25 protein-coding genes, 1 tRNA gene and 1 pseudogene are annotated in these 26,408 nt (G+C 69.1%); 14 read left to right on the top strand and 13 right to left on the bottom strand.

The window, feature by feature from the left end; all coding sequences use genetic code 11:
- Positions 1-15 precede the first annotated feature (15 nt).
- Complete coding sequence (locus TR33_RS02290) at positions 16-2,520, bottom strand: DEAD/DEAH box helicase (protein ID WP_042281084.1); 2,505 nt, start codon at positions 2,518-2,520, stop codon at positions 16-18.
- A 154-nt stretch (positions 2,521-2,674) separates the two neighbouring features.
- Positions 2,675-3,664, bottom strand: a complete 990-nt coding sequence (locus tag TR33_RS02285; protein WP_017534146.1) for a malate dehydrogenase — start codon at positions 3,662-3,664, stop codon at positions 2,675-2,677.
- 259 nt (positions 3,665-3,923) lie between these two features.
- Between TR33_RS02285 and TR33_RS02280 the strand changes: the two genes are divergently transcribed.
- Positions 3,924-3,997 (top strand) — tRNA-Ile (locus TR33_RS02280).
- A 446-nt stretch (positions 3,998-4,443) separates the two neighbouring features.
- Entirely contained in the window at positions 4,444-6,267 is a 1,824-nt protein-coding gene (locus TR33_RS02275) for a GDSL-type esterase/lipase family protein (protein WP_159068762.1), read from the top strand.
- 23 nt (positions 6,268-6,290) lie between these two features.
- Here the strand turns inward: TR33_RS02275 and TR33_RS02270 are convergent, their stop codons facing one another.
- Both TR33_RS02270 and TR33_RS02265 read right to left on the bottom strand, forming a co-directional pair.
- Complete coding sequence (locus TR33_RS02270; RefSeq protein ID WP_042281082.1) at positions 6,291-6,911, bottom strand: TetR-type transcription factor C-terminal domain-containing protein; 621 nt, start codon at positions 6,909-6,911, stop codon at positions 6,291-6,293.
- A 227-nt stretch (positions 6,912-7,138) separates the two neighbouring features.
- Positions 7,139-7,906 carry a glycerophosphodiester phosphodiesterase gene (locus TR33_RS02265; protein WP_014913242.1) on the bottom strand — a complete coding sequence of 256 codons (768 nt, stop codon included), beginning with the start codon at positions 7,904-7,906 and terminating at the stop codon, positions 7,139-7,141.
- A 233-nt stretch (positions 7,907-8,139) separates the two neighbouring features.
- Between TR33_RS02265 and TR33_RS02260 the strand changes: the two genes are divergently transcribed.
- Positions 8,140-8,910: a DeoR/GlpR family DNA-binding transcription regulator gene (locus TR33_RS02260; RefSeq protein ID WP_014911725.1), complete on the top strand. Its 771-nt coding sequence runs from the start codon at positions 8,140-8,142 to the stop codon at positions 8,908-8,910.
- A 48-nt stretch (positions 8,911-8,958) separates the two neighbouring features.
- On the opposite strand, the gene TR33_RS02255 is transcribed toward TR33_RS02260, so the two are convergent.
- Complete coding sequence (locus TR33_RS02255) at positions 8,959-9,417, bottom strand: VOC family protein (RefSeq protein WP_014908590.1); 459 nt, start codon at positions 9,415-9,417, stop codon at positions 8,959-8,961.
- 71 nt (positions 9,418-9,488) lie between these two features.
- Positions 9,489-10,748, bottom strand: a complete 1,260-nt coding sequence (locus TR33_RS02250) for an MFS transporter (RefSeq protein WP_042281080.1) — start codon at positions 10,746-10,748, stop codon at positions 9,489-9,491.
- Between the two features lie 133 nt (positions 10,749-10,881).
- Here TR33_RS02250 and TR33_RS02245 point away from each other — a divergent pair, with 133 nt between their 5' ends.
- A complete protein-coding gene (locus TR33_RS02245) occupies positions 10,882-11,574 on the top strand; it encodes an HD domain-containing protein (RefSeq protein ID WP_199806089.1) in 693 nt (230 codons plus the stop codon).
- An 18-nt stretch (positions 11,575-11,592) separates the two neighbouring features.
- On the opposite strand, the pseudogene TR33_RS26835 reads toward TR33_RS02245, so the two are convergent.
- Positions 11,593-11,847 (bottom strand): annotated as a pseudogene (locus tag TR33_RS26835) (DUF4031 domain-containing protein); the annotation flags it as partial.
- Positions 11,847-12,311: an Lrp/AsnC family transcriptional regulator gene (locus TR33_RS02240; protein ID WP_014912898.1), complete on the bottom strand. Its 465-nt coding sequence runs from the start codon at positions 12,309-12,311 to the stop codon at positions 11,847-11,849. The pseudogene TR33_RS26835 and the gene TR33_RS02240, both read right to left, overlap by 1 nt.
- A gap of 205 nt (positions 12,312-12,516) precedes the next feature.
- On the opposite strand from TR33_RS02240, the gene TR33_RS02235 reads away from it, so the two are divergent.
- The 7 genes from TR33_RS02235 (at position 12,517) to TR33_RS02205 (ending at position 19,888) form a co-directional block, all read left to right on the top strand.
- A complete protein-coding gene (locus tag TR33_RS02235; protein ID WP_084570176.1) occupies positions 12,517-13,428 on the top strand; it encodes a tryptophan 2,3-dioxygenase in 912 nt (303 codons plus the stop codon).
- Between the two features lie 55 nt (positions 13,429-13,483).
- Positions 13,484-14,722 carry a kynureninase gene (kynU, locus tag TR33_RS02230; protein ID WP_042281078.1) on the top strand — a complete coding sequence of 413 codons (1,239 nt, stop codon included), beginning with the start codon at positions 13,484-13,486 and terminating at the stop codon, positions 14,720-14,722.
- Positions 14,723-15,420: 698 nt separating this feature from the next.
- Complete coding sequence (locus TR33_RS02225; protein WP_042281076.1) at positions 15,421-16,368, top strand: hypothetical protein; 948 nt, start codon at positions 15,421-15,423, stop codon at positions 16,366-16,368.
- Positions 16,369-16,593: 225 nt separating this feature from the next.
- Positions 16,594-17,697, top strand: coding sequence for a serine hydrolase domain-containing protein (locus TR33_RS02220; RefSeq protein ID WP_052358072.1), 1,104 nt, complete (start codon positions 16,594-16,596; stop codon positions 17,695-17,697).
- Positions 17,698-18,149: 452 nt separating this feature from the next.
- Positions 18,150-18,590: an Lrp/AsnC family transcriptional regulator gene (locus TR33_RS02215; RefSeq protein WP_014908665.1), complete on the top strand. Its 441-nt coding sequence runs from the start codon at positions 18,150-18,152 to the stop codon at positions 18,588-18,590.
- A gap of 72 nt (positions 18,591-18,662) precedes the next feature.
- Positions 18,663-19,451 (top strand): PhzF family phenazine biosynthesis protein, encoded by a 789-nt coding sequence (locus TR33_RS02210; protein WP_042281074.1) that lies wholly within the window; start codon positions 18,663-18,665, stop codon positions 19,449-19,451.
- On the top strand, positions 19,448-19,888 hold the full coding sequence (locus TR33_RS02205) for a hypothetical protein (RefSeq protein WP_378628330.1): 441 nt from the start codon (positions 19,448-19,450) through the stop codon (positions 19,886-19,888). The genes TR33_RS02210 and TR33_RS02205 overlap by 4 nt, the downstream gene beginning before the upstream one ends.
- A 492-nt stretch (positions 19,889-20,380) precedes the next feature.
- Here the strand turns inward: TR33_RS02205 and TR33_RS02200 are convergent, their stop codons facing one another.
- Both TR33_RS02200 and TR33_RS02195 read right to left on the bottom strand, forming a co-directional pair.
- On the bottom strand, positions 20,381-20,584 hold the full coding sequence (locus tag TR33_RS02200) for a DUF397 domain-containing protein (RefSeq protein ID WP_042281069.1): 204 nt from the start codon (positions 20,582-20,584) through the stop codon (positions 20,381-20,383).
- A complete protein-coding gene (locus TR33_RS02195; RefSeq protein WP_084570175.1) occupies positions 20,581-21,444 on the bottom strand; it encodes a helix-turn-helix domain-containing protein in 864 nt (287 codons plus the stop codon). The genes TR33_RS02200 and TR33_RS02195 overlap by 4 nt, the downstream gene beginning before the upstream one ends.
- Positions 21,445-21,649: 205 nt before the next feature.
- On the opposite strand from TR33_RS02195, the gene TR33_RS02190 reads away from it, so the two are divergent.
- From TR33_RS02190 to TR33_RS25640, 3 genes are all read left to right on the top strand, one after another.
- The gene (locus TR33_RS02190; protein ID WP_159068761.1) at positions 21,650-22,576 is read left to right on the top strand and encodes a DUF5753 domain-containing protein; all 927 of its coding nucleotides are present in this window, start codon (positions 21,650-21,652) and stop codon (positions 22,574-22,576) included.
- Between the two features lie 93 nt (positions 22,577-22,669).
- A complete protein-coding gene (locus TR33_RS02185) occupies positions 22,670-23,197 on the top strand; it encodes an ATP-binding protein (protein ID WP_042281061.1) in 528 nt (175 codons plus the stop codon).
- Complete coding sequence (locus TR33_RS25640; protein WP_052358070.1) at positions 23,194-23,568, top strand: hypothetical protein; 375 nt, start codon at positions 23,194-23,196, stop codon at positions 23,566-23,568. Before TR33_RS02185 ends, TR33_RS25640 begins: the two co-directional genes overlap by 4 nt.
- Before the next feature lie 88 nt (positions 23,569-23,656).
- Here the strand turns inward: TR33_RS25640 and TR33_RS02175 are convergent, their stop codons facing one another.
- From TR33_RS02175 to TR33_RS02165, 3 genes are all read right to left on the bottom strand, one after another.
- Entirely contained in the window at positions 23,657-24,532 is an 876-nt protein-coding gene (locus TR33_RS02175; RefSeq protein ID WP_234305724.1) for a protein kinase family protein, read from the bottom strand.
- A 120-nt stretch (positions 24,533-24,652) separates the two neighbouring features.
- Positions 24,653-25,162 (bottom strand): hypothetical protein, encoded by a 510-nt coding sequence (locus TR33_RS02170; protein WP_042281056.1) that lies wholly within the window; start codon positions 25,160-25,162, stop codon positions 24,653-24,655.
- The gene (locus TR33_RS02165; RefSeq protein ID WP_042281053.1) at positions 25,159-26,403 is read right to left on the bottom strand and encodes a nucleotide disphospho-sugar-binding domain-containing protein; all 1,245 of its coding nucleotides are present in this window, start codon (positions 26,401-26,403) and stop codon (positions 25,159-25,161) included. Before TR33_RS02165 ends, TR33_RS02170 begins: the two co-directional genes overlap by 4 nt.
- Positions 26,404-26,408: the final 5 nt, after the last annotated feature.

Genomic DNA, 26,408 nt, shown 5'->3' with positions numbered 1-26,408 from the left:
GAGGAGGGCACGGGGCTACAGACGATCGACGTCGATGACGCGGACCACCGCGCGGCCCTCGGCGTCCGAGGCGGCCAGGTCGACCTCGGCGGCGATCCCCCAGTCGTGATCGCCCGCGGGGTCGGCGAGGACCTGTCGGACCCGCCACACGTCGGACTCCTCCTCGATGAGGAGCATCTTCGGCCCCCGGGCGTCAGGGCCGGTCCCGATCTCGTCGTGTTCGGCGTAGTACTCCTCGACGGCCTCGGCCCAGTCCTCGCCGGTCCACTCGTCGTCCTCGGAGAGTTTGCCCAGGTCGCCGTAGCGACGGCGGGAGGCCAGCTCCACGCGGCGGAACATCTCGTTGCGCACCAGGACTCGGAAGGCGCGGGCGTTCGCGGTGACCGGGCGGACCCGCTCCTCGGGCTCGTGGCCCTCCTCGGTCTCGTCCTCGGGGTTGGTCAGCCGCTCCCACTCGTCGAGCAGGCTGGAGTCGACCTGGCGGACCAGTTCGCCCAGCCACTCGATGAGGTCGCGCAGTTCCTCGGTCTTGGAGTCGTCGGGCACCGTCTGGTTGAGCGCCTTGTAGGCGCCGGCCAGGTAACGCAGCACCAGGCCCTCGGACCGGGCGAGCTCGTAGTGGCCCACGTATTCGGTGAAGGTCATCGCCCGCTCGTACATGTCGCGGGCGATCGTCTTGGGCCGGAGCGGATGGTCGCCGACCCAGGGGTGGCCGCGCCGGTAGACCTCGTAGGCGTGGTCGAGGAGCTCCTCCAACGGCTTGGGGTAGTCGACCTCCTCCAACCGCTCCATACGCTCCTCGTACTCGATACCGTCCAGCTTCATCTGCTGGACGGCCTCGCCGCGGGCCTTGTTGAGCTGGGCGCCGAGGATCTGACGCGGGTCGTCCAGAGTGGACTCCACCACGCTGAGCACGTCCAGCGGATAGGTGGGCGACTCCACGTCCAACAGGTCCAGCGCCGCCAGCGCGAAGGTGGACAGCGGCTGGTTGAGAGCGAAGTCGGCCTGGAGGTCCACGGTCAGCCGGGCGGTACGGCCCTGCTCGTCGGGCTCGGCGAGGGTCTCCACGATCCCGCCGTCCAGCAGGGACCGGTAGATGGCGATCGCCTCGTGGATGTGGCGGCGCTGGGTCTTGCGGTCGTCGTGGTTCTCGGTCAACAGGTGCTTCATCGCGGTGAAGCAGTTCCCCGGCCGGGCGATCACACTGAGCAGCATGGCGTTGCTCACCCGGAACCGCGAGTTCAGCGGCTCGGGCTCGGCGTCGATGAGCTTGCGGAAGGTCGCCTCGTCCCACGACACGAAACCGTCCGGCGCCTTCTTGCGGACCACCTTGCGGCGCTTCTTGGTGTCGTCACCGGCCTTGGCCAGCGCCTTCTCGTTCTCGATGACGTGTTCGGGGGCCTGGGCGACCACGTTGCCGACGGTGTCGAAGCCGGCGCGACCGGCCCGCCCCGCGATCTGGTGGAACTCGCGTGCGCGCAGGCGGCGCACCCGGACCCCGTCGTACTTGCTCAGCGCGGTGAACAGCACGGTCCGGATCGGCACGTTCACGCCCACGCCCAGGGTGTCGGTGCCGCAGATGACCTTGAGCAGACCGGCCTGGGCCAGACGTTCGACCAGACGCCGGTACTTGGGGAGCATGCCCGCGTGGTGGACGCCGATGCCGTGCCGCACGTACCGGGACAGGTTGCGCCCGAACCTGGTGGTGAAGCGGAAGTCGCCGATCTCCTCGGCGATCCTCGCCTTCTCCTCCTTGGTGCACATGTTGATGCTGGTCAACGACTGAGCGCGCTCCACGGCCTGGGCCTGGGTGAAGTGCACGATGTACACGGGCGCGTTCCCGGAACCGAGGAGTTCCTCCAGGGTCTCGTGCAGCGGGGTGACCCTGTAGTCGTAGTAGAGGGGGACGGGGCGCTCGGCGGAGGCGACCACCGCGGTCGACCGTCCGGTGCGCTTCTCCAGGTCCTCCTCGAAGCGGCTGACGTCGCCCAGGGTGGCCGACATCAGTAGGAACTGAGCCTGGGGCATCTCCAACAACGGCACCTGCCACGCCCAGCCCCGGTCGGGCTCGGCGTAGAAGTGGAACTCGTCCATGACGACGGTGTTGATGTCGGCGTCCTTGCCCTCGGCCAAGGCGATCTGGGCGAGGACCTCGGCCGTGCAGCACACGATGGGGGCGTCGGCGTTGACCGAGGCGTCGCCGGTCATCATGCCGACGTTCTCGGTCCCGAAGATCTTGCAGAGATCGAAGAACTTCTCCGAGACCAGGGCCTTGATGGGCGCGGTGTAGAAGGCGCACTCGTCACGGGACAGGGCGGCGAACAGGGCGCCCGTGGCGACCAGGCTCTTACCGGAGCCGGTGGGCGTGTTGAGGATGACGTTCGACCCGGAGACGACCTCGATGAGGGCCTCTTCCTGGTGCGGGTAGAGGGTGAGACCCCGCTCCTCGACCCACAAAGCGAACGCCTCGAAGAGGGAGTCGGGTTCTGGTTCCGTGGGAAGCGCATCGATGAGACTCACGCTCTCTATACTGCCCGCTCTCCGACCCCTTTCGGGACGCACCCGTGCGTTCGAACCCTTCCCGGGGCCTTCGGGGCCGAGACGACGAACGGGCACGCCCCCGGAGGGAGCGTGCCCGCGTCGATCCCGCTCGGACACCCGAACGGAAGGAGACTCAGACCAGGCCGAGCTGCTTGACGGTGTCGCGCTCCTCGACGAGCTCCTGCACCGAAGCGTCGATACGAGCACGGGAGAACTCGTCGATCTCCAGGCCCTGGACGATTTCCCACTCGCCGTTCTTCGACACGACGGGGAAGGAGGAGATGAGGCCCTCGGGCACGCCGTAGGAGCCGTCGGAGGGGATGGCGGCCGAGGTCCAGTCGCCCTCCGGGGTGCCGTTGACCCAGTCGTGGACGTGGTCGATGGCGGCGTTGGCGGCGGAGGCGGCCGAGGAGGCCCCGCGGGCCTCGATGATCGCGGCGCCGCGCTTGGCGACGGTCGGGATGAAGTCGTTCTCCAGCCAGGCCTGGTCGCCCACGGCCTTGGCGGCGTTGGCGCCGTCGACCTCGGCGTTGAACAGGTCCGGGTACTGGGTGGCGGAGTGGTTGCCCCAGATCGTCAGCTTCTTGATGTCGTTGATCGACACGTCGAGCTTCTTGGCGAGCTGGGTCAGCGCGCGGTTGTGGTCCAGACGGGTCATCGCGGTGAAGCGCTCGGCCGGGACGTCCGGGGCGTGGCTCTGCGCGATGAGGGCGTTGGTGTTGGCCGGGTTGCCGACCACCAGGACACGGATGTCGTCGGCGGCGCCGGCGTTGATCGCCTCGCCCTGGGGCTTGAAGATGCCGCCGTTGGCCTGGAGCAGGTCGCCGCGCTCCATGCCCTTGCCGCGCGGACGGGCGCCGACCAGCAGGCCGACGTTGGCGCCCTCGAAGGCCTTGCCCGCGTCGTCGAAGATGTCGATGCCCTGAAGCAGCGGGAAGGCGCAGTCGTCGAGCTCCATCGCGGTGCCCTCGGCGGCCTTGACGGCCTGCGGGATCTCCAGCAGGCGCAGCTTCACCGGGGTGTCGGCGCCGAGGAGCTGGCCGGACGCGATCCGGAACAGCAGGGCGTAGCCGATCTGGCCGGCGGCGCCGGTGACGGTGACGTTGACGGGTGCTTTGGACATGACGTGAACTCTCCTGACGACGGTGTGCGACCCGCGATGTTACCAACGGGTTCGAGGCGGCTTCGGTGCCGGGCCAGGGGGTACGACCGAGCACGCCGCACCTTCACACCCTAGACCGACCGGGGACGACCCTCGCGACCCAGGTGCGGTCAAAGGGCGCGCATGTCGGGTTCGGGCCCGTCGGTTCCCGTCGTACAACGGATTCTCGGCGAGGAAACGTCGGACACACCCTGTTAGGATGGCGTTTGCTGACGGCGGAGGGCCGGTAGCTCAGTTGGTTAGAGCAGGGGACTCATAATCCCTGGGTCGCGGGTTCGAGTCCTGCCCGGCCTACCCCTCACCATCGCCTCGGAATCCCTTGTCGCACTGCGCATCGCCGCCGTCGGGCCGTGCGTTCCCCCGGCTTCGCCATTCTCGCCTCAGGTGTTGTGTGGTCGATTACCGTTTTTCGCGACGTTTGTCCGAATAGTTTTCCCTTTTGTTATTCTCGGGCCCCGGTCGCGCGCGAATCGGCCTCAGGGCGAAAACGGATGGGACCGAGACCACCCTCCACGGGGCGTTCGGAGGGCCGTCCCCGGTCCACCGTCTCCTCTACACTGGCCGCCGGTCCGGGGCCACGGTGCCTCAAGTCTCAACAACCGTCGGCCGGTCGGGACCATCGGAGGGTTCGATGGGCTCGGAGCGTCGGGGGAAGGCACGTGGTGGACGGGGGGAGAACGATACGAGGGGGCGAGGGTGAGCCACGCCCCTCCCGGCGACGGTTCGCGCGGATCGTGGCCATGGTCGTCACGGGTGTCCTGCTGCTGACCGTGCTCAACCCCATGAGCCATCCCGACGTGCTGGTGCGCCCCACACCGGGGGAGGACGCCGTCGCCCTCCCCCTGTACGACCTCTTGAACCGGACCGGGATCTCCCAGGACGGGGCCTCGGACGAAGGCGACCTCGACGGCGCGGGCAACAGTCTGTCCGCCCGCACCCTGGCCGCGGCCGGCTGGTCGCCGGGCGGTGAGGTCGACATCCTGGACACCTCCATGCGCCTTCCCGTCTACGGCGAGGGCCGTCCCGATCACGTGCTCTCCGACGGCCAGTCCCTCACCTTGGGCGAACCCACCCGCCTGCGGTCCCTGACCTTTCTCGCCACCGGTACCCGCACCGACGGGACCGGCGCCGACGTGCGGAGCGTGGGCAGCGTCGTCTACTCCGACGGCGGCGAGCACAAGTTCGAGCTGGTCGTCCCGGATTGGGCGGCCGGACCCGCCGGCGACGCCGCCCTGACCCTGCCCTACGCCAACTCGGCCACCGGCTTCGGTCTGGACGTGATCGGTTCGGTGCGCCTGTACGCGCGCTCGGTGCCCTTGGAACCCGGGCGCGAGGTCGACCACGTGGTCCTGCCCGAGGTCACCGACCCCGACGCGAACCTGCACGTGTTCTCGGTGGGGGGACGCCAGGCGGATCGGGAATGGACCGGGACCTGGGCGCGCGCCACCTCCGGATACACCGAGGTGGGCCCCTGGCAGGACCAGACGTTGCGCCTGGCGGTGCGCTCGACCACCGGCGGGCACAAGGTCCGGGTACGTCTGGACAACACCTTCGCCTCCCGCCCGGTGACCATCGGCGCGGTCTCGCTGGCCCTGCGCGACACCGGTGCCCGCACACGGGGCGCGGCGATCCCGCTCACCTTCTCCGGTGCCAGGGGCGCCGTCATCCCCGCGGGAGGACGTCTGGTCAGTGATCCGATCGACTTCCTACTGCCGCCGAGCACCGAACTCCTGGTCAGCATCCACCTCCCGGACCGCGTCACCGCGGCGCCGATCCACTACGCCTCGGTGGACACCAACTTCACCACCGCCCCCGGCAGCGGCGATCGCACCCTGGAGCGCGAGGAGGAGCCCTTCACCGGAACGGTGGAGCAGTGGCCCTTCCTCACCGGGATCGAGGTGATGGACGGCCCGGGCGCCGTGGTGACCTTCGGGGACTCCATCACCGACGGGGTCCGTTCGACCCGGGACGCCTACGCCCGTTGGCCGGACGTGTTGAGCGACCGGTTGCGACAGAGATCCGATCTGCCCGACCCCGGTGTGCTGAACCTGGGAGTGGCCGGAAACCGGGTGACCACGGACGGCTATCCGGGCGAGGGGGTGTCGACCTACGCCAACGGGGTGAGCCTGTTGCACCGGGCCCAACGGGACGTGTTCTCCCAGAACGGCGTGGAGAGCGTCGTCGTCTTCGCCGGTATCAACGATCTGCGCTGGGGCGCCTCCGCCGAGGAGGTGATCGCCGGCCTGAACCGGTTGGCGCGGATGGCGCGCGATCACGACGTGCGGATCTTCGTGGCCACCCTGGGGCCCTGTGAGGGGGGTAGCCGCTGTACCCCGGGACTGGAACGACAACGGCAACGGATCAACGCCCACCTGCGCGAGCAGCGGCTGGATCCGGAGTCCCCGTTCACCGGGGTGTGGGACTTCGACGCGGTCCTGCGCGACCCGGAACGGCCCACCCGGCTACGCCCCGAGTACGACTCGGGCGACCACCTGCACCCCGGGGACGCGGGGCTGCGGGCGATCGCCGAGTCGGTGGACCTGTACGAACTGCTCGGTTCCTGAACCGGAGCGTCGCGGGCGGGTGTTCACCGGGGATGGCCGAGTTGATGGTGGATGACCAGGTCGACGTAGACGTCTCCGAGGTCGGCGATGCTCAGCCCGGCCTCGGGGTCGTACCAGTGGAGCAGCGAGTCGAAGGTCTCCAGGACCTTGTCGGCGGCCCTCCCCGGGTCGGTGATCTCGAATCGGCCCTCGCGGATCCCGGCGAGGACGATCTCGCGGACGTGATCGCGGAAGAGTCGGTGCAGACCGCTGATCTCCCGATGTTGTACGGGGTGGATGGCGCGCAGGGTGGGGAGCAGTTCCCGGCCGAGGGCGACGGCGTCCCGATGCCTCCACCCGCTGGCGACGTGCCTGCGGACCAGGTCGGCCATGCGTCGGGTCGCGGGAGAGTCGGGGACGTCGGTGGTCAGTTGGTCGTTGACGCGCTCTCTGGTGGCGCGCAGGACGATCGCGTAGGTCAGATCGAAGCGGGTGGGGAAGGCACGGCGGAGCGCCGCCCCGTCGGTGGAGGTCTCGGCGGCGATCCGGTGGGTCAGGGCGGACATGGGCAGGCCTCGGGAGCCGTGCTCGGCGAACAGGCGTGCCGCGCAGTCCAGGACGGGGGCCGTCGTGCGAAGCGAGTGAGGGGAGAGGTCGGCCGTCATTGATTGTCGTCTCATCGGTCGTTGTGCGCCGTTGAAGTGAGGGACGTCAAGGATATCGACAAGGCTTCGAAAAAAGCGTGGAACGACGGAGATCGATGAAGAATGCCGAGAGCACGGGGTGGGTGACGTCGGTGTTCCACATGAACCGCTTCATGTGTCCTTTCCAGGGCCGGGTCGAGGGCCCTTGCCTCCCCGTCCCGCCACCGTCACACGGGCCCTGCGGTGCGTCAGTCTGGCCCTGCGACCCCTGGAGCCACCTGGGGTACCGGGCCCGAGACCGGGTCTCCATGAGAGGAGGGGCCCTGGGCGCGTCCGGAGGTCAACGACACCAGATCGTCGACGCGTTCGGTGGCTATGGCGTCGACGCCCATTCCGATGAGACGGGCCATCTCCGGGAATTCATTCACGGTCCAGGCGACGACACGATATCCGAAACGATGCATTTCCCCGACCGTTTCCCGGTCCAGCAGCGTGTAATGCTTTCCCAGAAAAGTCGGCCGTAGAGAACGGGCCAGATCCTCGGGGGGAGGCCCGGGTTGGTCCCAGGAGAGCATCATCGGGGTGGCCGGACGGCGCGCGCGCAAGGCCTGGAGCGCCTCCACCGGGCCGGTGAACAACGCCTGATCGACGAAGCCGTGTTCGCGCAGGACCGTGTCGGCGGCCAGGGCGGCCTCGGGCGAGGCGGCGTCGACCATCAGGGGGGTGGTCTCCCGACCGAGGAACTCGGCCAGGACCTCCATCAGGGTCGGCACACGACGTTCGACGTTCTCACGTGCGCCGGCCAGTTCGGCCAGGGTCAGATCACCGATCCGTCGGGGTTCGGAACCCGGGAGGGCCACGACACGTTCGTCCACCAGGACGGGATAACCGTCCGAGGTCAGGTGGACGTCGATCTTGATCAGGTCGACCCCGGCACGTAGGGCCGACCGCAGTGCCGGGAGCGTGTTACCCGGGAAGCGCGCGGTGTCTCCGCGTAGTGCGATGGACAACGTCATGCGATCCAGGGTGGCAAAGATCGGCGCCGCACGTGGTGCAAACAGGAAAAACGCCCACCAAGGCCTACCCTGACGGCGGTGGGGACGTCACGACGGCCGTGGGACACGCCTCGATTGCGAGCGGTCTCACGTCGCGTGGGAATCGTCTCGACCGCTGCGAACTGGGAAACTTTGTTATCGGGTGCTGTGATCGCACGGCGCCCCCAGACAGGCCCCCGAGCGTGAGGCGAACCATGATTCCGGATCAGCGACGCGAGCACATCCTCAAGCTTCTCCAGGAGCGCCATGTGCTGAGTATCAACGAGCTCACGTCGATGCTGTCCGTGTCCCACATGACGGTGCGCCGTGACATCCAGGCCCTGGAGAACGACGGCAAGGTCCTGTCGGTGACCGGAGGGGTACGGCTGGCCGCCAGGTTGAAGAGCGAGCCCTCCTACCTGGCCAAGGCCCAGCTGGAGGTGCCGGCCAAGAGGGCCATCGCCCGCGCCGCCGCCGAGCTGGTCCGGGAGAACTTCACCATCTACCTGGACGCGGGGACGACCACGCTACAGATGGTGCCGCTGCTGACCGACAAGGTCGGGCTGACCGTCATCACCAGCGACTTCAACGTCGTCGGACACCTGATGGAGTACCCGGGGATCGAACTGATCCACACCGGTGGCGTGGTCTCGCACTCGGACCACTCCTCGGTGGGTCAGTTCACCGCCGACTTCCTGCGTCAGGTCAACGTCGACCTGGCCTTCATCGCGAGCAGCTCCTGGGACGCCGAACGCGGTTCCACGACCCCGTCGGAGGCCAAGGTGATCGCCAAGCAGGAGCTGCTGCGCATCGCCTCCAAGAGCGTCCTGGTGGTGGACAGCACCAAGTACGGCAAGTTCGGGACCTTCCGGGTGGCACGGCTGGAGGAGTTCGACCTGATCGTCACCGACGACCGTCTTCCCCGTTCCGCCTTGGACGAGCTGGCCGAGCGCGACGTGCGTCTCAAGATCGTCGACGGCGACTGAGGAAGGGAGCGGGTCCCCGGCCCGTCGTCCGGGGACCGAAGGAGAGGATCAGTCCTCTCCCGTGTCGGGGTCGGCCGGGGCGAACAGGGCCAACGCGGTGCCGTCGGGGTCACGGAAGACGAGGGTGGAGCCCTCCTCGCCGTGCGATACCGGCTCGTGCTCCACGTCCAGCCGGGTGAAGCGGTCCTCCCAGGCCTCCAACTGGCCCAGGTTGTCCACGGCCAGGGTGAGCCGGTCCAGCCCGCAACGGCGGTGGTCGAACCGCCCCTTGAAGTTGTCGGGGTACTGGACCAGGTCGATGAGCACGCCACAGGGATGGCTGAAGCCGGTGCGCAGAACGCCGTGCCGGTACTCCCGCCGTTCGGGACGGAACCCGAGCACGAAACGGTAGAAGCGGGCGCTCACCTCGTGATCGCGTACGGAGAGGGTCACGCGTCCCATGCCGGCCAGCGGCGGGACGGCGGAATCGGAGCGGAGGCGGGCACCCGGTGCCAGCGCCTTGAACATCTCAAGCACGGCTCCCGAGGCTAGACCAGCCCGACCGTTCTCGCGCTCTTCCTTAACGGGTCGTTAACGCCTCATCCGGCCGAGACCCCGGTGTCCTTCGTCACGGGGACCTCCGGTGCCTTCGGAACGCGCTCGTACCAGCGGCCGCGCATCACCAGGACCGTCACGACCAGGGAGATCGCCCCGCCCACGGTGGCCAGACCGAACGCCCCCTGATGGCCGTGGAGATCGGCGAGGGAACCGGCGATCATGGAGCCCAACGCCTGCCCCAGGATCAGGCAGCTCAGCACGATGGCCATGGACTGCGAGAGTCGGCTGGGCGGAGCGGCCCGTTCGATCAGACCGAACAGGCTCACGATGTGCGGACCGATCGCGATGCCCAACACGAAGATCGTCACCGCGAGACCGACGGGGCCGTGATCAAGGTAGAGGGGGAGGGTGAGCAGCGCCAGCCCGCCGGCCGCCACCCTGACCCGCGCGGTCAGGGTGAAGCCCACGGGCAACGAGGCCATCATGAGACCGGCCACGGCGCTGCTGGACCCCATCACCGCGTACATCAACCCCGACAGGTCGCCGTGTCCGGCGTTGTCGGCGAAGGCGGTCACCCCGGTCGACATCCCGCCGAAGAACAGGCCCTGACAGAACATGGGCACGGTCAGGATCAACAGCGCGGGGCGGGCGATCCGCCCCTCGGAGCCGCGTTCGGGGACGCTTCCGGCGGGGGCGGTGGGGTGCAGGGCGAACACGGAGCCGAAGACCCCGAGCAGCACCGCGGCCCCGAGCACGCTCGCGGTCGGGGAGAGGGTGAGGGTGAGGACGCCGACCAGGGCCGGGCCCAGCACGAAGGAGGCCTCGTCGAGGACCCCCTCGATGGACATGGCGGCCGAGACCGAACGCTCGCGCTCCACACCGCGTTCGGGCCCTCGACGGATCAGTACCACCCAGCGGGTCCGGGCCATCGGGCCGACCTGGGGCATGCACAGGCCACCGACCACGGCCAGGACGATCAGGAGGGGGAGCGGGGCGTCCACGGCCACGGCGGCCACGAGCAGGGCGATCAGCGCGGCGTCGACGAGAGCGGTCACCAGGACGGGGAGGCGTTGACCGTGACGGTCGGCGAAACGGGCGATGATCGGCCCGCCCACCGCCTCACCGAGCGCGAACGCACCCGAGACCAGGCCGGCCGCGGCCACGCTGCCGGTCGTGACGGTGACGAGGGTGAGGAGCCCGATCAGGGTCATCGAGATGGGCAGTCGGGCCAGGAAGGTGGCGAGGAGCAACGGCCAACCGGCGATCCGGTTCATCCGCCGCAGGGTCTGCACTGGTGACATCCGACCTCGTCCTGTGTCTCTCGCCCTCGGCCACAAACCATCCCATGATAGGCCTATCGGTCAGGTCGCCCTCGGGGTGGAACGGTCCCCGTCCTCGGAGTTCACCGAGGACGGGAGGGGGAATACCGGCCTCATGGTGAGCTTCGAAGAGCGACCGAACCGTTTCCACCCTCGGCACGAGGAGGACGCGATCCTCCTCTCGGCGGCCTGGGCCCGTCTGGCGGGCGGGGGCTTCGAGGCCAGGGTGGTGGGCCGGGAGCTCCTCGACCGTTGGAGCGAACCGCATCGTCGCTATCACACGCTCTCCCACCTGTGGGACACCCTGCGCGCCGTGGACATCCTCCAGGAGGAGGCGTCCGACGTCGACGCGGTGCGTTACGCGCTCTGGTTCCACGACGCCGTCTACGAGGGACACCCCGGGGAGGACGAGGAACAGAGCGCGTGGCTGGCCGAACGCCTGCTCGACCCACTGGGGGTGGGGCCCGCCATGATCTCCGAGGTGGTGCGCCTGGTTCTGCTCACCAAGGACCACCGGCCCGAGGAGGGGGACCGCGACGGAGGCGTCGTGTGCGACGCGGACCTGGCGGTGCTGGGGAGCGCACGGGACGAGTATCTGGCCTACGTCACCGCGATCCGGGCCGAGTACCGGGAGATCCCGGAGAGGGAGTTCCGCTGTGGGCGGCTGGCCGTCCTGCGCTCACTGCTGGAGCGGCCGCGCCTCTTCAACACCGAATTCGGACGGGAACGGTGGGAGTCCCGGGCCAGGACCAACATCTCCGCCGAGGTGGACCGGCTCTCCGGAGGGAGAACGGGAGGCCTCTGGTGACCTGGACCGGCCGGGGTGTTTGGGCCTGCGCAGACCGGCGGCGCGTAGACGGGTGACCAGTTCGCGTCCGTCGACGTGTTCGGCCCCCAGCGCCACGGCCTTGGAGTGCAGTTCCTCGGGGATGTCGTAGTGGTCGCGTTCGAAGGCCCGTTCGGGTACGCCGAGCCGGCGGGCGAAGGCGTGCAGCTCCTCGAAGGAGTCGTCGCTGACCAGGTGGGCGAACAGGCGTCCGCCGGGGCCGGGCCAGACCGGGGTGTCGACCAGGACGCCCATCAGGCCTCCGTCGCGGTCACCGGGCGCCAGGGCACCGGGGTGGACAGGATCATGGTGCTGGAGGGGCGACCGTGCTCCGCCAACCGGTCGATGACCTCCTCGAAGTGCTCCATGGAGCGGACCGCGATGAGCAGGACGCAGCAGGCGTCACCGGTGACCCGGTGGACCTGCAGGATCTCGGGCAGTTCCAGGGAGGAGCGCTCGCGCAACAGACAGTGCGCCCCAAAGCACTCCATGCGGACCAGGGCGGTCACCGGCAGGCCGGCGGCGGCCGGGTCGACGTGCGCGTGATAGCCGGTGATCACCCCGCGGTCGGTGAGGCGGCGTACCCGGTCGGCCACGGCGGGGGCCGAGAGGTTGACCCTGCGGGAGAGCTCGTTGAAGGACAGACGCCCGTCCCGTTGGAGCTCTCCGAGGATCCGCCGGTCGACGCCGTCCAGGGGGATCGGCGGTCGTGAGGTCATGGTTCACGTTCCCAAGGTCGACGTCTCGTTCTCGTTATGAATGTAAAGCCACGGGGGTCCCTCGTGGGCCGATGGCCCTTCCTTGTGTCGGGAATATATTCGATTATGTGGATTCACGTTCACGGCGTCCGTGAGAGGGGATCCTTCGAGGGCGACGTGATACGTGCGATCGACGAAGTCACGCAGTACACGAGGGGTAGTGACCATGCTCTCCACCACCACCGCCGGGCAGTGTCCCTACGCACCCGCGGAGAGCGGTGCCGAGGACGCCGCGGCGGCCAGGGCCCACAAGGCCGAGGAGAACCAGGGCCGGCCGACCCTGGCCTTCGAACGCAAGACCCCCTACGCCGACTACATCGGCGTCGACACGCTGCTCGACCTTCAGCGGACCCGTACCGACGAGCCCTTCGAGTCCACCTTCATCATCACCACACAGGTGATGGAGCTGCTCTTCTCCCTGGTCCAGGGGCACTGGGAGGCCGCGCGCGACGCGATGGAGGCCGACGACGTCCCCGGGGCGATCGCCCGACTGCGCAGCTCCTGCAACGCCCAGGACGTCCTCAACGCCTCCTGGGGCCTGCTCTCCGACATGACGCCCACCGGCTTCAACCGGTTCCGCGACTCCTTCGGCGAGGCCTCCGGGTTCCAGTCCTACGGCTACCGCAGGTTGGAGTTCCTCCTCGGCAACAAGTCCGCCGCGATGATCCGCCCGCACAAGGCGATGGGCGACGTGGCCGCAGAACTGACCGGGCTGCTGGAACGTCCCGGACTCTACGACGCCGCACTGCGTCTGCTGGACCGGCGAGGCCTTCCCGTACCCGCCGAGGCGGTGGAGCGGGACTGGACCCTGGCCTACGAGCCCTCCGAAGGGGTGGAGCGCGCCTGGGCGGAGGTCTACGCCGACGACCGTCCGGGCAACGAACTGCTCCTGCTGGCCGAGACCCTGATGGACGTCGCCGAACGGGTGACCCGATGGCGCCACACGCACCTGATGGCGGTCAAGCGCACCATGGGCGCCAAGCCGGGCAGCGGCGGCTCCAACGGCCTCGCGTGGCTGGCCCGCAACGCCGAGCAGGACGTCTTCCCCGAGCTGTGGTCCCTGCGCAGTACGGTCTGAGCGGCATCACCCGAACCCACCCCGGCCCCGAGCCCCGTGTAGGAAGCAGGACCCGATGACACCCACCACCCGCGAGGAGTGCGTCGAGCTGGACGCGGCCGACCCCCTCGCCCCCCTTCGCGAGGAGTTCGTCCTCCCCGAGGGGGTGATCTACCTGGACGGGAACTCCCTGGGGGCGTTGCCGCGCTCCACGCCCGGTCGGGTCGCCGACATGATCGAACGCGAATGGGGCCGGGACCTCATCCGCAGTTGGAACGACGCCGGCTGGTGGGACAAGCCGCGCACCCTGGGCGCCAAGGTCGCGCCCCTGGTGGGGGCGGACCCGGACGAGGTGATCGTCGGCGACGGCACCTCCGCCAACCTGTTCAAGGCCCTGGTGGCCGCCGTCCGTCTGTCCGGACGTTCGGTCGTGCTCGGGGAGGCGGGGAACTTCCCCACCGACCTCTACGTCACCGAGGGCGCGGTCTCCCTGCTGGGCGCCGAGCAGCGCCGGGTCGACCCGGACGGCCCCGGTCTGGCCGAGGAGCTGGGACGCGGAGACGCGGCCGCCCTCCTGCTCAGCCACGTCGACTACCGCAGCGGCGTGCTCCGCGACATGGCGGGCATCACCCGCCTGGCCCACGAGCACGGCGCCCTGGTGATCTGGGACCTGTGCCACAGCGTGGGGGCGGTCCCCATCGACCTGTCGGGCCTCGAAGTGGACTTCGCGGTGGGGTGCACCTACAAGTACCTCAACGGAGGCCCCGGCGCCCCGTCGTTCCTGTACGCGGCCCGCCGTCACCACGCCGTCGCCGACCAGCCGCTCAGCGGGTGGCACGGACACGCCCGTCCGTTCGACTTCACCCCCGACTACGAGCCCTCGCCCGGGGTGTCCCGCTTCCTGAGCGGCTCCCAGCCCCTGGTGGCGGACGCGGCCCTGGAGGCGGGTCTGGACGTGTGGGCCAAGGCCGACATGGACCGGGTCCGCGCCAAGAGCCTGGCCATGACCGACCTGTTCCTGGCCCGCGCGGCATCGGTGGGGCTGTCCTCCATCACCCCCGCCGAGCACGAACGGCGCGGAAGCCAGGTGGCCCTGCTCCAGCCGGAGGAGGGCGCCGGATATCCGATCGTGCAGGCGTTGATCGAGCGCGGGGTGATCGGCGACTTCCGGGCCCCCGACGTCATGCGCTTCGGTTTCACGCCGCTCTACCTGCGCTACGTGGACGTCTTCGACGCGGCGACCGCGCTGGTGGAGGTCGTGGAGTCGGGGGAGTGGCGGGCCGAACGCTTCAATCGCAGGTCACAGGTGACCTGACCGACATTCGACCCTCCGGTGGGGCAACCTACCGGGGGGTTCTTTGCGTTCGGAGGGCTTCGCGCTCCCCTGGCTGACCCGGAGCAATACCACGTTGGCGTGGCCTTTGCCGCGCGCGTGTCCCCCGGTTCGATGTCCGAAGCGCCCCGCTTTCGTGACGTATCGGGGAACGCACCCCTGTTGATCAGGCATTGTTCGCCTTCGAGGGGCATGTTCTGGTTTATGACGCGCGCCACGCCTGAGGCCCTCTTCGGTCGCCCTTTCACGTCGAAAACCCCTGCGTGCCAGGGGTTTTCGCGTTTTTCGGGGTGTGTCCGGCCGCTTCCCGAAAGTGGCGGTCAAGACACGGTGTGTCATTTTACCCGCGATCCTTCGGCACTTTGCCAAGGCGTGGGTTAGTGTCCTTCGTGACCGGTTCGTTATGGATCTTTAATGAGCCGGTGCCGAGCCCTTGACCGGCCGAGGCCGGAAGGGGAAGTGAGACCTCTTCTCTCGCTCGGGGACGAGCCGCGCGAATCCACGCGCCAGCTGTCCGGCGGAGCCGATCCGGCCCCCCGTTCCCGCCCGCGGTCCGCCACAGGCGACGCGGAACACCTCATGACTCGATGTCGACCCCGAGCGCAGTCCTGTGCGCCGGTGCGCCTCGACACGTCATGTCCCGGTCTCCTCGGCCCTGTCGTCAACCTGGCTGATACCACATGAGCAACGACACTCCGATCCAGCACGGCGAAGTCACCGCTACCTACTTCTGGGACGACGCTTCCGGAATCAACGGTGACACGGGCATGCCCGCAGGTGGCGAGCCCATGCAGAAGGGGCTGTTCTCCAGCCCCAGCTGGCCGCTGGGTACCGAGGGCTTCATCGTCTATGAGGGTGAGCAGTACGACTTCTTCATCGGCGACCGCGGTCCCGGTGTCCCCTCCGAGAACTGCGACGTCCTTCTCGACATCGACGGCAAGACCTTCGCCGACATGATGGGCGAGTCCTGGGACAGCACCAACTACGTCGTCACGGGTGGCAACGGCCACGCCGAGGTCGAGTACTACATCACCAAGTGGGGCGACGGCGCCGGTGAAGAGGGTGCCCCGCACCCCTTCCAGCAGCCCGAGAACAAGTGCGAGGACGCGGTCTCCCCGATCCCCGCCGAGTACAAGGGCGAGGACGAGAAGTCCGAGAAGAAGGACGACTCCAAGAAGGAGTCCAAGAAGGACGAGGAGTCCAAGAAGGAGGAGTCCAAGGAGGAGACCTCCAAGGACGGCTCCGACGAGCAGCAGGCTCAGGACGAGCAGGACCAGGACGGCGCCCCCGTCGCGGGTGAGGACGAGGGTCAGAGCGGCACCGGCGTCACCGCCGAGACCGCCACGAACGACCTGTCCGGCACCGGTCTGATGGGCGCCGAGGGTGCTCCCTCCGCCTCGGCCCTGCTGGCCCTGGCCATCATCCCGGCCGTCATCATCGCTCTGGTCTTCGCCTGGAGCCGGCGTCCCGCCGGTGTCCACGCCGGGGCCGACGACGACAGCGGCAAGGGCCTGATGGCCGAGAGCTCCGGTCGTCACGGTGTCTCCTCGCTGCTCGACCTCGTGCGCGAGGGCGGCAACAACGTCTCCGAGATGATCAACCGTCTGCGTAACGGCGGCGACAAGTAGATCAGGACCACCCCTGGACCACTCGGGGCCTCCGTGAAGGAGAGCCCGAACGGCCAGGTTCCCCTCCCCCGGGAGGGGCCAGGGCTCCCCGTCACGGGTGGGCCGGAGTGGAAAGACGAAGGGCCGCGGTCGGACGACCGCGGCCCTTCGGCGTGCCCGACCTTTGCCTCATATACCCCTATAGGGTATTTCTCGTTCACACGCCAGGACGGAGAGGACGGGCCGATGCGCGTACGAGGAGAGACCGAGGCCGGCTACGAGGGCCTGAGGGAGGTGCTCCAGGGGTTCGTCGACGACGGGCGGGAGACCGGCGCCGGACTCTCGGTCCGGCGAGGAGGACGCGAGGTCGTCCGGCTCCGCGCCGGATGGGCCGACATGGGGCGGCGACGTCCCTGGCGTGACGACACCCTCGTCCAGACCTACTCGGTGTCCAAACCGTTCGCCGCCCTGGCGGCCCTGGTCGCGGTACGCGACGGGGCCCTCGACCTCGACACGCCGATCTCCCGCCACTGGAAGGGCTACGAGCGGCACGGCAAGGGGGCGACCACTCTCCGAGACGTGCTCACGCACCGCTCCGGTCTGCCCCGTTTCCCGGAATCGGCGGCGACCCTCGACCCCCTCGACGAGCGCGGACTCATCGCGTCTCTGGCCGAGGCCGAACCCGAGTACGCCCCCGGCACCCGTATGGGGGAGCAGGCCCTCACCCACGGGCACCTCATCGACGGGATCCTGCGCGGCGCCACCGGATCCACCCTCGGTGAGATCTTCGGCGAACGGGTACGGCCCGCCCTCGACCTGGACGCCTGGTTCGGCGTCCCCGAGAGCGAACTGGACCGTGTCGCCGACCTGGAGTACGCCCACCCCGAGTGGGCGCGGGACCTGCCCGCCGCGGCCTGGCTCTCCACTCCGCGAGGGACCCTGGACCCGGACCGCTCCAACTCCGCCACCTGGCGCCGGGCGGTCTTCGGTGGGATCGGCCTGCACGCCACCGCCTCGGCGCTCTCCGGGTTCCTGGCCCGGATCACCGACCCGGAGGGGCCCGTCCGCGCGCTGCTGGGCGCCGAACTCCACGAGGAGTACCTCGCGCCGCGGGCGACCGGGCACGACGACGTCTTCGGTACCGAACTCACCTGGACCCTGGGATTCCTCCGTGACCCGGGCAAGATCGCCAAGGGCGGGATCGGCGGCTCCGCGGTGTGGTGGTCCACCCGCCATGGCCACTCCTGCGCCTACCTGACGCGGCGGCTCGACGACCACTCCCGGGCCGCCGAGGTGGCCCGTGTCCTTGGAGACGACCTCTCCCTCAGACCTATGGGCGCCGTGTCCTGAGAGGGGGCTCGTGGGCGGGCCGCCGGTCGCCGTTGACCTCGACGGCCCACCCGCACCACGGGCGGGGCGGTGAGGACCGCCCGCCCGCTCCCGCGTCGAGGGCCGATGGGAGGACGTCCGGACCCGCGTGACTTCCGGCGGCGCCGTTGCCGCCCGCGTGGTCCGGGACCCTCCACGGCCCCGACACGGTGGAGTTCGACGGGCACGACCCGCCCGGGACGGTGGACGAACGACGTCCGCGGCCATGACCGTTCCGCCCCGACGAGCGCGTCGATCCCGGGGTGGGGCCCGACGGTGTTCGCCCATCGATGTGCTTCATGTCTTGAATATGAGGTGAATCACCCCATATTGTCGATGGCTCCACGCCGATGCTGGACGAACTGCTCGGTAGGACCCGCCCCCTCGCAGAACATCCGATCCGTCCACCACCGGGACGGTATGAGGTAAGACACATGGCCGAGAAGCTGGACGACACCGACCGCCGGATCATCGCCCTCCTTCGCGACGACGGCCGCATGTCGATCCGCGCCGTCGCCGAACGCGCGCACATCTCCCGCGCCAACGCCTACTCCCGCCTCGAACGCCTCCGCGGCGACGGGGTCATCCGAGGCTTCACCGCGGTCATCGACCCGGAGAAGTACGGCACCGCGCTGTCCGCGTACGTCTCGGTGAGCATCGAACAGCATTCGTGGGAGAGGTTCCGCGAGTACCTGAGCGACATCCCCGAGGTCGACCACGCCGCCCTGGTCTCCGGCGACGTCGACCTGCTCCTCCTGGTCCGTGTCACCGACGCCGCGGCCCTGCGCACCTTCGTCCTCGAGCGGCTCCAACGACTGCCCGAGGTCAAGAGCACCCGCACCATGTTCATCCTGGACGAGCCGCCCCTGAGATAGCCGCCGGTGGGATGGGGTTCCTCACCCGGGCCGGCGCGGTGTGCTCCCCGGCCGGCTCGGCAGAATGAACCCATGCCCGAATACCGCGTCGTCGACGCCTTCACCGAACGCCCGTTGGCCGGCAACCCGGCCGCCGTCCTGGTCCTGTCGGACGAGTACCCCGACGTCTGGGCCCAGGGCGTCGCGGCGGAGTTCAACCTCTCCGAGACCGCCTTCGCCCGCCGGATCGACTCCGACGAGGCCGACTACGAACTGCGCTGGTTCACCCCGGTCGCCGAGATCGACCTGTGCGGACACGCCACCCTGGCCACCGCGCACGCCCTCACGCAGCTGGAGGTCGAGGGGCCGTACCGCTTCAGCACGCGCAGCGGGATCCTCACGGTCGAACGCCGCGACGGACGGCTGTGGATGGACTTCCCGGCCCGCCCGGCCGCGGAGGTCGAGGCCCCCGAGGGTCTGGCCGAGGCCCTGGGAGCGACCCCGGTGTGGACCGGGATCGGCGGCAACAACGACCTCCTGGTCGAGCTCGCCGACGAGGACACCGTCCGCTCCCTCACCCCGAACCTCGGCCTGATCGAGGCGCTGCCCTCGCGCGGCGTCATCGTCACCGCGCGGGGCTCCGGAGAGTACGACTTCGTCTCGCGGTTCTTCGCGCCGAAGATGGGGGTCCCCGAGGACCCGGTCACCGGGGCCGCGCACACCGTCCTGGCCCCCTACTGGGCCGAGCGGCTCGACCGCACCGCGTTCCGGGCGCACCAGGCGTCCAAGCGTGGGGGCGACCTGGAACTCCGGCTGACCGGTGAACGCGTCCTCATCGGCGGACACGCGGTCACCGTCGCCACCGGCGAGCTGGACCTTTGAGAGAAGGAGGAAGCACGGAGCAGTGGAGGACCAGGGAAGAGGTCGTCGCCGGACTGAACCGGATGGAGGAGGCGCACACCGGTTGGCGGCGACCGGTCGCCTTCGCGATCGGGGAGCTCCGTGACGGCGAGACCGTCTTCACCCTGACCAACGTCAACGAACGTCTGCTGTCGAGCATCGCCCTGGCGCGTGCCTGCGGCCACGTGGCGGGCACCGCCACCTACACGCTGGACGCCGAGACGATGGCGAAGGCGGTGGCCCTCCTGTCCCCGGCGGCCGCCTGCACCGACATGGACCACCCCAACCACCGCCACTGGACGGAGTTGGCCGAGCGGCTCGACCGGGACGGCGGACGGGCCGTGGCGGTGTTCGTCCAGGACCTCGACGACGCCCCCGTCGACGACCACGATCGGGCCTTCCGGGCGGCCATCGCCTGAGAACCGCCGTGGCCGGCGGGTTTCCGTGTTCGCGGAATCCCGGTTTCCCCCTCACGGAGGGTCCGGATCCGATAGGAATGAGGAGGTCGGCATCCCCCCACCCCCTCCGGGGCGGTGCCGAAACGGTCGTACCGGGGCCCTCCTGACCCGTGTACGACCTTGGCCGGCGACCCCGGTTCCTCCAGAGCCGAGTGGTCGCCCGTGGCCGGAGCGGGGTGTCCCCATGCCGCTCCGGCCACCCGCCGGCCCGCGGCGGGGTGGGCCCTCGGGTCGAAGCCGTGCGGACGGACACGCGAAGTCCGGTGGGGCCGGGATGCCCACCGGACCGCCCAGAGGACCCACCCCCGATGCGTGATCACGCATTGAATCCCCCGGTGGGCCACGAAAGCCTGTTCGGAGAGACCCGCGCACAGCAGGGAGCCCTCGGCGTGTACACACCGAGGGCTCTTCATTCACCGCTATGGGCTGTGTGGCCGGTCGCGGCAGGTGAGGTCAGGGACGGGTTGCGCCGAGGAAGGCCTGCCACTCGCTGGCGTTGAAGAAGAGGGCTCCGAGCTCGCGGTGTTTGGTGTCGCGGACCCCGGTGATCGGTCCTTCGGAGACCTCGACGCACGCGCCACGGTCATTGGTGTAGCTCGCCTTGTGCCAGGGGGAAGCGGGAACGAAGGTTTCGATGGTGATCGCGCTCGGAGTCATGACGACCTTTTGTACTCGTTGATCAGCGTCTTGAGGAGGGTTCGCGTCTCCGCGGTGGAGAGCGCGGAAGCCTGTAGTTGGTCAAACGCTATCTCGTGCTCCAGCAAGTCTTCCCGGTCCTCGAAGAACAACCCGTTCGGCGGCACGTCCACGAACAGGGCGCGGTCGCTCTCGTCGAAGGTCAGTAGGGAGAACCCGTAGTTACGGGACATTCCCGCCGCTGAGGGGAGGATCTGGAGGTCGATGAAGGGCCGGTTCGCCAGGCCGATCAGATGGTCGAGCTGAGCCGCCATGACCTCGGGGCCACCGATGACGCAGCGCAGGCAGGACTCGTCGAGGATCATCCAGATCCTCGGTGGGTTCTCGCGTTCCAAGACGTTCGAGTGCCGCTGGATCCGTGCTTCCACGCGGCGCGTACGTTCCTCGGTGTCGGGCACGTATCCCCGAGCCATCATGGCCTCGATGTAGTCCGGGTGCTGGAGCAGTCCGGGAACCAGGCCGACTGTGTACTCCTGGATCTTGGCGGCCTCGTGTTCCAACCCGTAGAAGGCGCCGATGCCGACGTCCTTGTACTGGAACCACCAGGGCTTCTGGGTGCGTGAGGCCTTGGCGATCTCGACCAGGTCCTCGCGGAGCTCATCGGTCGACCCGTACAGGCGGCAGAGTTCGGAGACATCGGCGGAGTTCAGGCGGATGAACTTGCCCGTCTCGATCCGGATGATCTTGCCGGACTCCCAGCCCATGCGTTTCGAGACTTCTCCCTGGGACAGCCGGGCCTCCGAGCGCAGGCGCTTGAGTTGGCTGACCAGATGACGACGCCGGACGGGCGAACCCTGGGCCACGGCTGTCTCCTCGCTCATGTTGTGGGCACTGCCTCCAGTATCTCGTGGGCTGCAAACTTCGCATTTCAGATATACCAACCCAGTTATTTTCCAACACTTGGATTTTCATAGTGTGTGCCTCACTATAGGGATTGCGATGGAGCCTTCGGCACAGCGGAAGGGCTCCACGACCGCACCATGCGCGGACTGCGGGACATTCAGAGATTTCGTGAGGAGTGACCACATGGCTGGTGAGCGGACTGCACGAACGGCCGGCGGCGGTGGAGGGGCCGCCGATCCCGGCTCGCACTGGGAGAGGTTCGGGGCGCGGGTGCGTCAGGTGCGGACCCAGGCCGACGTCGACCCCGACGACCTCACGCTGCGAGAGGTGTGTGAGCCGACCACGCTCGCGGCGATCGAGTCCGGAGAGTACGACCCTCCCGGACACCTGGCCCGCTATCTGGACTCACGGATCGGCGCCCAGGGTGTTCTGGTGGACGCGTGGGCACGAGCTCGCATCCAGTCCCTCTTGGACGAGGACGCGGACATCTCCCGGTTCCAACACCACGCTCACCAGATCCGCTTCTTCGACCCCGGAGCCTTCCCCTCGCCCTTCAGGACACCCGCCTACGCCCGCGCCCTCACCCTCGGCGCCCAGCCCCTGTCGAACGATCGCACCGAACTCCACCGGGCCGAACGCGTTCCGCTCACCCTCATGGGTTCGGGGCCGCCGCACCTGTGTCTGGTCGTCAACGCGTCGGCGGTGCGCGAGACCGTCGGAGATTCCCGAACCATGGCCGACCAGCTCTCGCTGGTGGTCGAAGCCGCGGGACGAGAGCACATCGCCGTGCACGTGATCCCCGAGCAGACCGACCTGCACCCCTGCCGTTCCTCCGCGTTCCGGCTGCTCTCCTTCAGCCCCCACCACCAGATCGTCTACGTGCCCGCCCCCTGTGGCTCCGGGCAGATCATCACCAACCCTGAGCAGGTCGCCGCCCACAGCGACCTGTTCGAGACGCTCAAGGGCGAGTCGTTGCCCCGCTCCACGTCCCTGCGATTGCTCAAGGAGGAGATCGATCGTCGACGTTCCCGACCCAAGGCGCTCACCGGTGGTGACGAACCTTCTCAGACCCTCGATCCGACCCTCGTGTCCGAGGCCGTGCGCCTCTGAAACCCCACGCACGAAAAAGCTCTGGCGGGTGTTGACGCACCCCCAGAGCAGGCCGACCCGATTCCAGCATCGCAAGCAGAAAGTGAGATCGACATGTCCATTGTGCCGCACGACCGTGCCCCGATCCACGCCCTCGGTGAGCCTCTCGACAGGTGCCATCGGTTCTCCAGGGTCTATCCCGGTGTCCTGTCCCGGATCGCCAGGGTCCGCTCGGACCTGGCCACCGACCTCTCCGACCTGATCGGACCCCTCCGGGAGACCGGTGAGGACATCGTGCTCTGCGTCAGTGAGATGTTCGCCAACGCCTGCGACCACTCACGCTCTGGACAGGACGACGAAGGACGTGTCATCCGCCTCTTGCACCGGCCCACCGCCACCAGTGTCCGGGTGGCCATCGTCGACGACGGTGTTCGCACCGATCGGTCCGTGCCCTCGGAGCCCCGGATCCCGTTCCCGCGATCCTCTGGGGAAGGGCTCGAGGCCGAGCGCGGTCGTGGTCTGCTGCTCATCGACCATCTCGCCGCCCGTTGGGGGACTCGATCGGTGCTGGAATTCCCCTTCTGCTCGGGGTTGGGGACCGTCACCTGGGCCGAGTTCGTTCTCCCCGAGGTCGCCCGATGATCGCGCCCCACCGGCTCGACCCCGGGGTCCGGGCGGTGTTGTCCGCGCCCCGGGGCGAGCGCTTCACCCGCCACCGACAGAGCGCGCTCGCGCAGATGGCCGACGATCCGCGTGTCCGCTACCGCCAGGAACACGGGGAGCTCCCGCACTGGATGAAGGTCGCTTCTCGGCGACACGATCAACGTGAAGTGCGGCCCGTTCCGTCCCCGCGCCCGGCCCCGGACGACGTTCCGCCGACCGGACCGTCCTCCCCTCCGACCCGTCTGGGGCGCCATCGCCGACCCAAGCGCCCAGGATGGAGGCTCCTCGCCTACGGCCTCGCGGTGGTCGGGGGAGCACTCGCCCACCACGTGAGCACTCTTCTCCTCTGACCCCTCCGACACACGAGCCGACGGCCGTGCCGGGACGCCCTCCCGGCACGGCCGTTGCGCTGTGCCGCTGGAACCCGGCTCAGATGGATCAGGGCACGTGCGCGAGTTCGTCCAGAAGCCGACCGGCGGTCTGGGCCATCCTCACGGAGAGAGGCGTCTTCACCCCCGTCCGCTCCACCGTCCGTGCGATGTTCGCGCACAACAACAACCGGCACAGCGTTCCGCTCCTGGTGGCGAGGGGCTCGGCGAAGTACGCGAGAACCCTCTCCTCCACCTGGGGAACGGCGAGCGAGGCCGACCACAGACAGGCGGCGTCCCAACCGATCGGGGCCATGCCCCAGCTCTCCCAGTCCAGGAGCATCGGTTCGGGGCCGGTCACGTTCGCGTACCCGAGATCGCCGTGGGCACAGGCCCACGAGTCGTCTTGGACACGGGTGTCCACCTCGGTGCCGTAGACCTCGTGGATCCGTCGTGTCAGGTGCCCTTGGTCCAAGGCCACACGGTCCGTCTCGTGCGAGGCCAGTGTCGTCAGCGCTCTGTCCAGGTCGGACCACCAGTGTTCGGGGAGCTCCGGGTCCTCGGTGATCTCCGCGGTCGCCGAGACCGCGCCGGTCGGTGCGGACGAGGTCTCCTCCGCCTTCCACACGACGCCCCGGTCGGGGTCCGCCCAGGTGACGGTGGCGAACCAGTCGGGCTTGGGAACGCCGTGAACGTGAGCGGCGGCCTGCTCCGTTCCGGTCCAAGAGGGGACGACGAGGCGGGTGGGACGCCGCCAGGTCAGACGCACCCATGTTCCGGCTTCGGTGCGCAGACCGGCGGTGCCGTTGTGACGGCTGTAATGGACGCCTTCGCGTGACAGCCTGCGGCCCAGTCGCCGTTCGGCCTGCCGCACGACGTCGTCGATCTCCACGGTCGACAGGTCGTCCATCCCGGCCTGCCGGTCACCGCCCGAAGGTGGGGTCATGATGCGCCGCCGATCCCTTTCGCCGAACACCGGAGGCGGAGGCTCCGGCCACCGGGTTCTCACGTTCGCACATCTGGGGCGAGGGAAGGGCGACATCGACAGGTCGCCCGGCCGGTGGTGTCAGGGAAACGGGTCGGTGATGTGGAGGTCGCGGTCGAGGAGGGCGGCGACCTCGGGGCCGCGCTCCCTCTCGACCAGGGCGAGCAGGCCCCACAGGTCCTCGTGGACCCGGGTGAGCAGTCCGGGCAGGTCCCGCAGGGGCAGGTCGATCTTCAACTCCCGTCCTTCCTGCGAGAAGCGAATCCCGTCGCCGACGAACTCCTGCACGACGCCGGGGTCGTGCCCCATCCAGACGTGTTCGCGGTCGAGCAGGTTCGACCACTCCCGCCAGTCCTCCAGGCCACAGCAGCAGCCGGGGTTCACACTCGCCCCGGAGGCGCGGATCACGCGCAGGCCGCCGGGGAACAGGGTCATCTCCTGGTCGAGCAGTCCACGCGGATCCTCCGCGTCGTTGTACTCGGCCCAGGTCGTCAGGAAGGTCTCCAGTTCGGTGGGGGAGAGGGCCCCCGACAACGGCAGGAACCTCCCGTGGTCGACCTCCAGCACCGGCTCGATCCGCGGGGAGCTCATCGGGAGGTCTCGATCAGCGAGTGGACGTGGTCGGCGGCGTTGCGGGCCCCGTCCACTCCGGCCAGGTGGGCGCGTAGATCGCGGGCACGGGTGCGCAGGGCCGGATCGTGCAGGACCGCTTCGAAGGCGCGCCGCAGCGGTTCGCCGTGGGCCCGGCGCGGGCCGAGCGCCACCGCGGCGCCGAACCGCGCGCACTCGTCGACGTTCCAGCGCTGCTCGGCCTGGAGCCCGATACCGACGAAGGGCTTGCCCGAGACGGCGGCCGTCTGCACGGTCCCCTCTCCACCGTGGATGACGGAGGCGTCGATCAGGTCGCCCAACAGATGGGCGGGGAGCAGGTCGAACACGTGCACGTGCGGACCGAGCGCGGCGCGGTCGCCCGGCCTCAGGTAGTGGGCGACCGGGGCCAGGACGGTCACGGGCATACGGGACAGCTCCCGCAGCACCCTGAGCACGATCTCCCGGTTCGCCGAACTGCCCATGGCGAAGTACACCACCGGTCGGCCGCGCCGCTCGGCCTTCTCCACCACCTCGGTCACCTCGGCGGGTACCTCGCCGCCCAGCCGCGCGTAGATCGGGCCGACCCACCGGTAGTGCGGGGGAAGCAGGTAGGGCCGTAGCCGGATCGACGCGATCAGGTTGAGGTCGCCGTCCAAGGCCTTGACGGTGCGTCGGGGGACGCTCACCCCGTTCTCCCGGGCCACCTGTACGAAGCCCCTCGGTTTGAGGGTGGTGTACCGGGCGACCTCGCGCAGCAGACGGGCGGCGCCGGCGTCGACGGTCCGGGCGAGGGTGCCGCGTCCGGAGAGCAGCGGCACCGACCGGATCTGGCGCAGGTGCGGCCACGAGTAGGCGAACGGTTTGACGTAGACGAGCGGGATCCCGTCGGCCCGTGCCGAGACGAACTGGCTGATGGTGCTGCCGATGACGGTCGCGGTCGGGCGCAGCAGGGTGTTGAGGGCGCGCTCGCTCTCAACCCGCTCCCGCAGGAGTTCGGCGGTGAACGGGTGGGTCACGGCGCGCCCCTGGTCGAACCGGAGCAGCCGCTCGGCCTGGTCGTCGGTGAGGACCGGGGACAGGGGGAAGTACTCGAAGCCCGCCTGTTCGATGAGGCCCGCGTATCGCTCCGAGTAACCGGCGAAGACGCATTCGTGCCGGTCCCTCAGGTGCCGGGCGACCTCGATGGTCCGCGTGGTCTCGGCGAGGTCGAAGGTCTCCGGGGCGAACAGGACCGTGCTCACGGCGG

Source organism: Nocardiopsis alba, assembly GCF_000710955.1.
GTDB lineage: Bacteria > Actinomycetota > Actinomycetes > Streptosporangiales > Streptosporangiaceae > Nocardiopsis > Nocardiopsis alba.
This window is presented reverse-complemented; position numbering and strand designations above follow the sequence as displayed.